This window comes from Winogradskya humida (assembly GCF_016862215.1).
GTDB lineage: Bacteria > Actinomycetota > Actinomycetes > Mycobacteriales > Micromonosporaceae > Actinoplanes > Actinoplanes humidus.
Window position 1 is genome coordinate 125,085 of the sequence record NZ_BOMN01000033.1, and the last position, 10,239, is coordinate 135,323.

The 10,239-nt window shown below is 70.0% G+C and carries 11 protein-coding genes; 6 read left to right on the forward strand and 5 right to left on the reverse strand.

From position 1 onward, the window contains the following. Window positions 1-39: 39 nt before the first annotated feature. The 4 genes from Ahu01nite_RS14855 to Ahu01nite_RS14870 are packed head-to-tail and all read left to right on the forward strand — an operon-like array spanning window position 40 to window position 2,256. On the forward strand, window positions 40-774 hold the full coding sequence (locus Ahu01nite_RS14855; protein ID WP_203837094.1) for an SDR family oxidoreductase: 735 nt from the start codon (window positions 40-42) through the stop codon (window positions 772-774). After that, window positions 774-1,640: an SDR family NAD(P)-dependent oxidoreductase gene (locus Ahu01nite_RS14860; protein WP_203837095.1), complete on the forward strand. Its 867-nt coding sequence runs from the start codon at window positions 774-776 to the stop codon at window positions 1,638-1,640. The genes Ahu01nite_RS14855 and Ahu01nite_RS14860 overlap by 1 nt, the downstream gene beginning before the upstream one ends. 11 nt (window positions 1,641-1,651) lie before the next feature. After that, complete coding sequence (locus Ahu01nite_RS14865) at window positions 1,652-1,858, forward strand: tautomerase family protein (RefSeq protein WP_203837096.1); 207 nt, start codon at window positions 1,652-1,654, stop codon at window positions 1,856-1,858. A gap of 29 nt (window positions 1,859-1,887) precedes the next feature. Beyond that, on the forward strand, window positions 1,888-2,256 hold the full coding sequence (locus Ahu01nite_RS14870; RefSeq protein ID WP_203837097.1) for a VOC family protein: 369 nt from the start codon (window positions 1,888-1,890) through the stop codon (window positions 2,254-2,256). Between the two features lie 52 nt (window positions 2,257-2,308). On the opposite strand, the gene Ahu01nite_RS14875 is transcribed toward Ahu01nite_RS14870, so the two are convergent. The 5 genes from Ahu01nite_RS14875 to Ahu01nite_RS14895 all read right to left on the reverse strand — a co-directional run bounded on the left by Ahu01nite_RS14875 (window position 2,309) and on the right by Ahu01nite_RS14895 (window position 8,860). Beyond that, complete coding sequence (locus tag Ahu01nite_RS14875; protein ID WP_203837098.1) at window positions 2,309-3,805, reverse strand: MFS transporter; 1,497 nt, start codon at window positions 3,803-3,805, stop codon at window positions 2,309-2,311. 98 nt (window positions 3,806-3,903) lie between these two features. Then, entirely contained in the window at window positions 3,904-5,229 is a 1,326-nt protein-coding gene (locus Ahu01nite_RS14880) for an NAD(P)/FAD-dependent oxidoreductase (protein ID WP_203837112.1), read from the reverse strand. Between the two features lie 956 nt (window positions 5,230-6,185). After that, complete coding sequence (locus Ahu01nite_RS14885) at window positions 6,186-7,301, reverse strand: hypothetical protein (RefSeq protein ID WP_203837099.1); 1,116 nt, start codon at window positions 7,299-7,301, stop codon at window positions 6,186-6,188. Continuing rightward, entirely contained in the window at window positions 7,298-7,768 is a 471-nt protein-coding gene (locus Ahu01nite_RS14890) for a SigE family RNA polymerase sigma factor (RefSeq protein ID WP_203837100.1), read from the reverse strand. The genes Ahu01nite_RS14885 and Ahu01nite_RS14890 overlap by 4 nt, the downstream gene beginning before the upstream one ends. 261 nt (window positions 7,769-8,029) lie before the next feature. Beyond that, window positions 8,030-8,860 carry an SDR family NAD(P)-dependent oxidoreductase gene (locus Ahu01nite_RS14895; RefSeq protein ID WP_203837101.1) on the reverse strand — a complete coding sequence of 277 codons (831 nt, stop codon included), beginning with the start codon at window positions 8,858-8,860 and terminating at the stop codon, window positions 8,030-8,032. Window positions 8,861-8,930: 70 nt separating this feature from the next. On the opposite strand from Ahu01nite_RS14895, the gene Ahu01nite_RS14900 reads away from it, so the two are divergent. Both Ahu01nite_RS14900 and Ahu01nite_RS14905 read left to right on the forward strand, forming a co-directional pair. Beyond that, window positions 8,931-9,887, forward strand: coding sequence for a Dyp-type peroxidase (locus tag Ahu01nite_RS14900; protein ID WP_203837102.1), 957 nt, complete (start codon window positions 8,931-8,933; stop codon window positions 9,885-9,887). Between the two features lie 98 nt (window positions 9,888-9,985). Continuing rightward, a partial coding sequence (locus Ahu01nite_RS14905) for a hypothetical protein (protein WP_203837103.1) occupies window positions 9,986-10,239 on the forward strand: 254 nt, incomplete at its 3' end.

Genomic DNA, 10,239 nt, shown 5'->3' on the forward strand with positions numbered 1-10,239 from the left:
TCGTCATATCAACGCTAGTATCACTGATATGGAGTCGTCATGACGGAACAACGGGTAGCTATCGTCACCGGGGGTTCGCGGGGCATCGGGCGCGCGATCGCCACGAAGCTGGCGGCGCAGGGCGCGGCCGTGGTGGTCGGATACGCCGGCGGTGCGGACGCTGCCGCGGAGGTCGTCGACGAGATCACCGCCGCCGGTGGCAGGGCGATCGCCGCGCAGGCCGATGTGGCGGACGAGAAGGCGGTCGCCGCGATGTTCGACGCCGCGCAGGAGACCTTCGGCGGCGTGGACGTGGTGGTGAACTCGGCCGGCCGGATGGCCCTGTCGACCATCGCCGACCTGGACCTCGACGACCTCGACCGGATGCACCGCACGAACATCCGCGGCACGTTCGTGGTGGCCCGCGAGTCCGCCCGCCGCCTGCGCAACGGTGGCGCCGTCGTCACCGTCTCCACCTCGGTGGTCGGCCTGCAGTTCCCGACCTACGGCGGATACGCGGCCAGCAAGGGCGCGGTCGAGGCGCTGACCCTGATCCTCGCCCGCGAGCTGCGCGGCCGCGACATCACCGTCAACACCGTGGCCCCCGGCCCGACCGCCACCGACCTGTTCCTCGACGGCAAGACCGACGCCCAGATCGACCAGCTGGCCAAGCAGCCGCCGCTCGAACGGCTCGGCACCCCTGACGACATCGCCGGCGTCGTCGCCTTCCTCGCCGGCCCCGACGGCCACTGGGTCAACGGCCAGACCGTCCGTGCCAACGGAGGGATCATCTGATGGCCGTCGTCCTGATCACCGGAGCGTCGAGCGGCTTCGGCCGGCTCACCGCCGAGTCCCTGACCGGCGCGGGCCACCAGGTCGCCGCCGGAATGCGCGACGTCGCCGGCCGCAACGCACCCGCCGCCGCGGCGATGAACGGCTGGGCGGTGGAGCTCGACGTGCAGTCCCAGGAGTCGGTGGACGCCGCCGTCGCCGCCGTCGTCGACCGCCACGGCCGCATCGACGTGGTCGTGCACAACGCCGGGCACATGGTCCTCGGTCCGGCGGAGGCCTTCAGCCCCGAGGAATACGCCGCGGTCTACGACGTCAACGTGCTCGGCACCCAGCGGGTCAACCGGGCCGTGCTGCCACACCTGCGGGCCCAGGGCTCCGGCCTGCTCGTCTGGGTCGGCAGCTCGTCGACCCGCGGCGGCCACCCGCCGTTCCTGGCGCCCTACTTCGCCGCCAAGGCCGCGATGGACGCGCTCGCGGAGAGCTACGCCGGCGAGCTGATCCGCTTCGGCATCGACACCTCGATCGTCGTCCCCGGCGCGTTCACCTCCGGCACCAACCACTTCGCGCACGCCGGCACGCCCGCCGACAGCCAGCGGGACAAGGCGTACGACGAACGCTACGGCGAGCTGCGCGCCGGGCTCAGTGACCGGCTCGCCGCGCTGATCCCGCCCGGCAGCGAGGCCCAGAGCGTCGCCGACGAGATCGTCCGCGTCATCGGGCTGCCCTCTGAGGCCCGCCCGTTCCGCACCCACGTCGACCCGAGCCGCGACGGCAGCGAGGTCGTCTCGGCGGTCGCCGACCGGATCCGCCAGGAGTTCTACCACCGGGCCGGCATCGCCGACCTGTTGTCCGCCAACCCCGCACTCTGAAGGAGATCACCATGCCGTTCGCCAACCTCAAGGTCCCCGCTGACACCCTCACCCCGGAGTCCAAGAAGAAGCTGATCGACGCGGTCACCGACGCCTACGCCGGCGTCTACGGCGAGCGTGCCCGCGCCACGACCCTGGTCCTCGTCGAGGAGGTCACCGAGGGCGGCTGGGGCCTCGGCGGCAACGTCCTCACCGCCGAGATGCTCGGCAAGAGCTGAGATCTGCCGGCCCTGTCTATGGTGGATCAATGGCAACGCTCAGGCAGGTCCAGATCACGTTCGATTGCGAAGAGCCCGAGCGTGTTGCTCAGTTCTGGTGCGAAGCGCTGGGGTACGTCGCGCAGGGCTCGACGGCGTGCGTTGATCCGACCGGAGCGGGACCGCGGCTCTACTTCCAGCGGGTTCCCGAGGGCAAGGTCGTCAAGAACCGGGTGCATCTCGACGTGCGTGTCGGGACCGGGCTCGTGGGAGCGGAGCGGCTGGCCGCGCTGGAGGCCGAGTGTGCACGGCTGATCCCGCTCGGCGCGACGCGGGGTCGACTGCTGCTCGCCGATGACGAGAACGAGTCGTGCCTCAACATGCAGGACATCGAGGGCAACGAGTTCTGCCTCGATTAAACGAACGCAGCCCGGCCCTCCGTGAAGGAGGACCGGGCTGCGTCGGGGCTGGTCAGCCCATGTGGGCACCCTCGGGGGTGGGAAGGTCCTGCTTGCCGACCTTGATGAAGACGGCGGCGACGACGGCGGCCAGCAGGATCAGCGCGGCTGACCAGGTGAACGCGTGGGAGTAGCCGTCCGCCTGGGCCAGGAGTCCGGCGCGGCGGCCCTCCGCGGGGTTCTGCGGCGGGTTCGCGACCAGGTAGGCGGTGATCGCGCTGGTGGCGATCGTGTTGAGCAGGGCGGTGCCCAGGGAGCCGCCGACCTGCTGGGTGGCGTTCAGTGCGGCGCTGGCGGCACCGGCGTCGTGCTCGGGGACGCCGACCAGGGCCAGGCTGGAGAGCGGCACGAACGTGAAGCCGAGGCCGAGGCCGAGCAGGATCTGGGCCGGGAAGAGGTGGGCCCAGAACGACGTGTCGAGGTCGATGAAGCGGAGCATCACCATGCCCGCCGCGGCCAGGACCGGGCCGAGGATCATCAGGGGTTTGGGGCCCGTCCGGGGCAGCGCGTTGGAGGCGACCGTGGCCGCGATCAGCACGCCGAGCGTGACCGGCAGGGACGCGAAGCCCGTCTTGAGCGGCGTGTAGCCCAGGACGTTCTGCAGGTAGAGCGCGAGGAACAGGAACGCCCCGAAGAGGCCCGCGCCGACCAGGACCGAGGTCAGGTAGGCCCCGCCGCGGTTGCGGTCGAGCACGATGCGCAGGGGGAGCAGCGGGTTCTTCGTGCGCGTCTCCACCAGCACGAACAGGATCAGCAGGACGATGCCGGCGCCGATGAAGCCCCAGGTCGTGCCGGAGTCCCAGCCCTTGCCCACCTTGGCGGCCTCGGTGAAGCCGTAGACCAGCGAGGCGAGACCCAGCGTGACGATGACCGCGCCCGGGATGTCGTAGGTCGTGTCGCCGTCCGCGCGGCTCTCCGGGACGAACTTGATCGCCAGGGCGAGCGCGAGCAGGGCGATCGGGATGTTGACCAGCAGGCACCAGCGCCAGCTCGCGTACTCGGTGAGCACACCGCCGAGCAGCAGGCCGACCGCGGAACCGCCACCGGCGATCGCGCCGTACACGGCGAAGGCCTTGGCCCGTTCCTTGGCATCGGTGAACAGCACGGTGAGCAGAGCCAGCGAGGCCGGCGCGAGCAGTGCACCGAAGACACCCTGCAGCGCGCGGGCGCCGAAGAGCATCGGGCCGGCAGTGGCGAGGCCACCGATCGCGGACGCCGCGGCGAAGCCGATCGCGCCGACCATGAAGGTGCGCTTGCGCCCCCAGTAGTCGGCGATGCGACCGCCGAGCAGCAGCAGCCCACCGAAGGCGAGCGTGTAGGCGGTGACCACCCACTGCTGGTCGGCCTCGCTGATGCCGAGGTCGGCGCGGGCACTGGGCAGTGCGATGTTCACGATGGTGGCATCGAGGACGACCATCAGCTGCGAGATCGCGATGACACCGAGTGCGGCCCATCGACGCGGGTAGAGCCCCGGCCCCGCCTCGTGGTGAGTGTCGGGTGCTGCGGACATGGCAGTGCCTTTCGACGGTTTGCGGGCCGCCGTGCACCGACCCCCGAAACCGCGATCGTACAGATGTTCGTAGGCCTTGACCTGGGAATACCGCTGCGTCAGGAATCACTCTTTTCCTGGGTTTGACCCGTATCCGGCAGCCCCTGCGGCAACGCGCTGTCGAGCGGCACGGCGGTGGCGGAGACAAGTCCGAGCTGTACCCCTTGGCGGGGGAGCACGGCGTCGAGCAACCAGTCCGCGGCCACACGCACCCGGTTACCCGGCATGGAAATCAGGTGATAACCGCGGGTGACTACTTTTGCCGGGAATCCCTTCAGGGGTACGCCAACCGGGTTCGCCGCCGAGTCGAGCCCACCGAGGTCGACCACAAAACCGAGATCGTGATGCTTGTACGCCCGCCGCCGCCCCTTACCGTACGAAGCGGCGATGTTGTGCGCAGCTGTCTTGCCCTGCCTGCTTGCATGCTGCGCGGTCATGCCGGTGATCTCGCCGGGACGCGTCAGGTCGGGCACGGCAGCGGCGTCGCCGATCGCGTACACATCGGGCAGACCGGGCACGTTGAGGAACTCGTCCACCACCAGCCGCCCCTGCTTGACCTCGAGCCCGAGGTTGTCGACGAGCGGATCGGGACGCACCCCGACACACCAGATCAATGACCGGGTCGGCACGAAATCACCATTGCTGAGATGTACGCCCTCGGCCCCCGCCTCCTTGACCGAGGTCTTGAGCAGCACCTCGACCCCGCGCCTGCCCAGCACCTCCCCGGCTGCCCGGGCGAGCCGCTCGTCCAGCGACGGCAGCACCCGATCGGCGGTGTCGATGAGCAGCCACCGCGCCCGCCCCGCCAGCTGCGGCCGGTGCCGGGTCAGCGCCTCGGTGAAGAGGACACCCTGGGCGGCGACCTCCGTACCCGTGTAACCGGCCCCGACCACGACGAAGGTGGTCCGTGCCTCCCGCTCGGCAGGGTCCTCGGCCGTGTCGGCCATCTCGATCTGCCGGATGATGTGATCGCGCAGGAAGAGCGCCTCGGGAATGCCCCGGAACCCGTGCGCATACTCGGTGACCCCGGGCACGGGCAGAAGCTTGTTGACGCTGCCCGCCGCGATGACGAGCCGGTGGTAACCGATGCTGCCCTTGCTGCCGTCCGGGTCGACATAGGAGACGGTGCGCGCGTCGAAATCGAACCCGTCGACCTCCCCGAGCACCAGCTTCACGCCGGGCAACGCGCCGGTGATCGACACCGAGACCCGTCGCGGCTCCAGGATCCCGGCCGCCACCTCGGGAAGAAGGGGCAGGTAGAGGAAGTAGTCCGTCGGGTTGATGATGACGATGTCGGCCGCACCGCGTGACTGTTTCGCGAGCGTACGAGCGGCTTCGAAGCCGGCGAACCCAGCTCCGACGATGACGATCCGCGGACGAGCCATCGGCGATCCTTCCGTCCGGGCGCCGGGCGGGCGCCGCCCCCACGAGCGTTGCCCACCGGACGCCGTCGAAACACCCCCGGTGGCCCGTGAATCCGCCCACTCCCGCCCGGACCACTCGGGGTTCTCCGGCGGCAGGCTCCCGTCCGCCAGCCCGGCGAAGTACGACTCGAACGCTTCCGCTTCCTCGTCGGGATCATGGATCGCGCAGTATTCGGCCTGCACCGCGACTGCCCGCCGCGCCAGCCCCGCGACGTCGGGCGACGCGGTGTAGAGCGAAGCCCAGATCTCCCGCGCCAGCACCAGCGAGGCCGCCTCCCACGGTTGCTCCGGAGTGCGCCGCCGGTTCGCCTCGGTGCGCGCCTTCTCGGGCAGGCCCCAGGTGCTGGTCACCAATCGGAACGGCCCGGCCCTTGGATCGAACGACCATGGCAGGGTCCGCCCGATGCCGGCCGCGCCGAACGCCTTCACCAGCCCGAACACCAGATCGTCGGCGGGCCCGCCGCTGAGCAGCAGGGCCCGGACCGCCGCGACGTCCGCCCGCAGTCCTGCCACCGCGGCCCACCCGATCAGCTCCGCGACGACATCGTCGAGCTCACGGCCGGCCGGCTCCGGCAGGTGCCGCGGCTGATGCCGGTACGACCCGCACGGCCCACCGACGTCCCACAGATGGGTCAGCGCCCCTACCGCTCCCGGCACCGCCGAGCACATCACCGCACAGTCGCTGTCGCTGACGTACGCGGCGAAGACAGGCTGCCCGGTCGACGCCGCCACCGCCCCGGCGGGCGCACACAGGTCCGGCGGATCGTCGAACCCCGTCGTCTCCAGCATCTGCCAGCCGTCGCCGAGCTCCCGCAGCCACCGGTGCTCGTACCCGAAACCGTCCACACCGGCCTGCTCAACAAGCAGCCCGGCCGGCCGGGCCACCACGATCGTCCCCCAATAGCCCACGCCGCATCCTATGGAGCGAGCCTGGTCCACGTGGTGAGGGAATCGCACCTGTCGAACGTCGCGCCCTTGAACATAGTGTCCAGGGCTGAGCGGGGGATGGCCTTACGATCGCTGACCTGGACCAGAATGCCGCAGGTGCCGACCTCGACCAGCAGCGAGCTGCCGCCCTTCGGCACCATGACGCTCTGGGCTTCCCCCTCGAAGTAACGCGCCGGGCGGCCCGCGATGGTCGTGTTGACCGGGTCGTAGGTCATCTCGTTCCAGCCCGCACCCAACGTCATGACCTTGATCTGGAGCGGCGTGTCGATGCTCATGTAGCTGGGGCGGTAGAGGTCGACCGTCGGCGTACGGTCACCGCCGAAGCCCAGGTCGGCCTGGTAGGTGCCGCTGGTGTTGGGCAGCTCGTCGACATCCGCGAAGGTGATCTTCCGGTTTCCGGGGATCGTCCGGAAGTGCACCGGGACCAGGATGTCCTCGGCCGGCCCGATCTCCACATACGTGGCGACGTCCAGCAGCAGGTCCTTGACCGGTTGATGACGTGGCTGGCTCGGTTCCGCGTCGATGACGGTGACCCAGACCCCTGACTCGTCCTGCCACCCGATGGTCGGGACCAGGTGCACCCCTTCCTTGGTGCCGGCCCAGTTCCCGCCGCCGCTGAGGTGGACGTCGACGCTTGCCGTGCCCCAGTACGCCTGGTGGTCCCCGACGGTGACCCGCTCGCCCTTCTTCAGCTTGCGGGCGTCATATGTGCCCGGGTCGTAGACGCGGACCTCTGCGCCCTCGTCCCCGCCCTTACGGAACGGCGTCATCCATTGCAGGGCACCGTCGGTGCCGCGATTCCAGGTGTACGGCGAGCCGGCGGCTCCGCGTACGGTCAGCTGTCCGGGTGCCCTGGTGGGCGTACTCGAAGCGGGCAGTGGATCGTCGGCACGCAGCCTGACCACCGCGGCCGGGACCAATGCTCCGATCAGCACCAGACAGGCCACCGCGGCAGCCGCACCGATCCGTCGCCGGCGTCGCACCCGCCGCGCCCCGGCCTGCACCCGCTCGGTCATCCCGGCCCCGTCCGAGGCGGTTCCCGCCAGCTCCTCGATGGAGCGCAGCAGATCGTCGGTCGTCGTCATGACAGCACCCCTTCACTCGCGAGCTCGACGCGCAACGTGGCCAGCGCCCGGCTGGCGTATCCGCGGACCGTGCCGCTGCGGCAGCCGAGCACCTCGGCGATCTCTTCGTCGGTCAGCCCCTCGTAGAACCGCAGCACCAGCACGACCCGTTGCTGGCGGGGCAGCGTCGCGAGCCGGGACCACAGATCGTCGCCGGTCTGAGGTGGTGGTGGCTCGGCCCGGTCGTGCCGGTCCAGGGGGACGAGCCAGAACCGGCGGCGGCGTTTACGGGACAGGAACTCGTTGGTGACCATGGTGCGCACGTACGCGTACGGCTCCTCCAACCTCCCGATCCGCCCCCATCGCACCAGCGCCCGGGTGAGCGCCTCCTGCACCACGTCATCAGCCTCAGCGCGGTCGCCGCTGAGCGCTGTCGCGTACCGCAGCAGCGCGGGCAGCCGCGCCGCCATGAACTCTTCGAACCGCATGTGCCCGTAACGCCGTCGGACGCCGATCTGCTGTGCGCCGCGCGAAGAGTTTTTCCTGTCGCGCGGCGGCCGTTGCCCAGGCCCCCTCCGGCGGCTCCGCCGCAACGTCCCGCTGAGCCGTGACCAGGTCCTCGCCCTCGGCGCCGGCCTGCACGTCCACCAGGAGGCCATCGACAAGACCGCCGCGGCCAAGGGAATCATCAAGAAGTAGGCATCACCCCACCCGACCGGACCGGCAGATGCCGTGCCGGTTCGGTGCGTTTACAGACCCTTCGGAAGCACGCGGGCGATGACGTTCCAGTAGTGGCCGGGGATGATGCGGGCCAGAAGATCACCGGCCTTGGCCTCCTTGCTGATGACGAGCCGCGGCTTGCGGGACTCGATCGCCGCCACGATCTGCCGGGCCGCCTCCTCCGGAGGCATGGTCAGCGCCTTCTCGCTGAAGGCCTTGGCCGCCGCGGCCTGCTGACCGTCGGGGTCGGGACCGCTGAGCCGGGCACTGGTGGCGATATTTGTCCGTACGCCGCCCGGGTGCACCACCGTCACGCCGACCCGCCGCCCGGCGAGCTCGTGGCGCAACGCCTCCGAGAAGCCGCGCACGGCGAACTTGCTCGTCGCATAGGCCACCTGCAGCGGCGGCGCCACCAGCCCGAACAGGCTCGACAGATTCACCACATGGGCGCCCGGCCGGGCCAGGAGCTGAGGCAAGAACGCTTTTGTCGTACGCACCACCGCGCGCAGGTTGATCTCCATGAGCCAGTCGAAGTCGCCCATCGAGATCTGCTCGAAGGAACCGCTCAGCGTCACCCCCGCGTTGTTGACCAGCAGATCCGTCCCGCCGAACCGGGCCTCGACGGCGGCCGCCAGGTCCAGCCGGTCGCCGCCGTCCGCGAGATCGACGACCTCGGTGGCCACATCCCGGGCGCCGGACGCCTTGGCCTGGGCGGCGACCCTGGCCAGGCCGTCGGCGTCACGGTCGACGAGGAAGAGCAACGCTTCGCGACGGGCCAGGTGGAGGGCGAGTGCCGCGCCTATGCCACTCGCGGCCCCGGTGATGACACACGTACGCCCGGCGAAGTCGAAACGTTCCATGATCGTCCCCTCGTCGTGATTACAGCCACGTGCCCTGATTATCGCCGCGGCACACCCTAAGTTGTTCCCTGTGACCGCACCTCGATCAGTCGGACCGACCGTTACCTCGCAAGCGGTGCTCGCCCCGCTCACCGACGCCGCGATCTTCCTGGTCGCGACGGTCCGGGAAGGTGGCGAGGAGGTCGTGCGTGACCTGCTCGAAGACCTCAGCGCCCTGCAGCGTTCCGTCGGGTTCCGCGTGCCCGCCGCGCAGCTCTCCTGTGTGACCGGCATCGGCTCCCAACTGTGGGACCGCCTCTTCACCGGCCCGCGCCCCGCGCAGCTGCACCCGTTCCGCCAGTGGAAGGGCCCGGCGCACACCGCGCCCTCGACCCCGGGCGACCTGCTCTTCCACCTGCGGGCCGGGCAGATGGACGTCTGCTTCGCGATGGCCGCGAAGATCGTCGAGCGGCTGGCGGGCGCGGCCGACGTCGTCGACGAGACGCACGGCTTCAAATACTTCGACGAGCGCGACCTGCTCGGCTTTGTCGACGGCACCGAGAACCCGGCAGGCGTGACGGCGGAGAAGGCCGTCCTGGTCGCCGACGACGACCCGGACTTCTCCGGCGGCAGCTACGTCATGGTGCAGAAGTACGTGCACGACATGTCCGCCTGGAACAAGCTGACCGTCGAGGATCAGGAAGCGGCGATCGGCCGCACCAAGCTCGACAACATCGAGATCCCCGACGGGCAGAAGGCCGCCAACTCGCACGTCAAGCTCAACGTCGTCGAGGACAAGGACGGCAACGAGCTCAAGATCCTGCGCGACAACATGCCGTTCGGAGAGCTCGGCAAGGGTGAATACGGCACCTACTACATCGCGTACGCAGCCACGCCCGACGTCCCCGAGCTGATGCTGCGCCGCATGTTCCTCGGCGATCCCTACGGCACCTACGACCGCATCCTCGACTTCTCCACCGCGTTGACGGGTGGCCTGTTCTTCGCACCCACCGGCGACTTCCTGGACGATCTCCCAGACTCGCCCTGAAAAGCACACGCTGCACCTATTCGTGGCACAGCAGGCGCACAGGCGAACTGCGCAGTCTTCTCGGTAGATCTGGCTGATCACCGAGGAGATGCGCTGCGATGACCGTCAACGAACGCCCGCACGACGGGCTCTGGGCTCCCGCCCCCACGGAGCCCGTTGTACTCGACGCCCATCCGATCGGCACCCGCCCGGTCTCGGTCACCGCGGACCACACCGCCGACCACGGCATCGCGCCGAGCCCCGGGCAACATGCCGGGCACGGCGTCGTGCCGGGTCCCGGTCAGGGCGTCGTGCCGGGTCCCGGTCAGGGCGTCGTGCCGGGTCCCGGTCAGGGCGTCGTGCCGGGTCCCGG

Coding starts and splice junctions, on each gene's coding strand:
- Ahu01nite_RS14855 (WP_203837094.1), top strand. CDS start 40: ATGACGGAACAACGGGTAGCTATCGTCACCGGGGGTTCGCGGGGCATC.
- Ahu01nite_RS14860 (WP_203837095.1), top strand. CDS start 774: ATGGCCGTCGTCCTGATCACCGGAGCGTCGAGCGGCTTCGGCCGGCTC.
- Ahu01nite_RS14865 (WP_203837096.1), top strand. CDS start 1,652: ATGCCGTTCGCCAACCTCAAGGTCCCCGCTGACACCCTCACCCCGGAG.
- Ahu01nite_RS14870 (WP_203837097.1), top strand. CDS start 1,888: ATGGCAACGCTCAGGCAGGTCCAGATCACGTTCGATTGCGAAGAGCCC.
- Ahu01nite_RS14875 (WP_203837098.1), bottom strand. CDS start 3,805: ATGTCCGCAGCACCCGACACTCACCACGAGGCGGGGCCGGGGCTCTAC.
- Ahu01nite_RS14880 (WP_203837112.1), bottom strand. CDS start 5,229: ATGGCTCGTCCGCGGATCGTCATCGTCGGAGCTGGGTTCGCCGGCTTC.
- Ahu01nite_RS14885 (WP_203837099.1), bottom strand. CDS start 7,301: ATGACGACGACCGACGATCTGCTGCGCTCCATCGAGGAGCTGGCGGGA.
- Ahu01nite_RS14890 (WP_203837100.1), bottom strand. CDS start 7,768: ATGCGGTTCGAAGAGTTCATGGCGGCGCGGCTGCCCGCGCTGCTGCGG.
- Ahu01nite_RS14895 (WP_203837101.1), bottom strand. CDS start 8,860: ATGGAACGTTTCGACTTCGCCGGGCGTACGTGTGTCATCACCGGGGCC.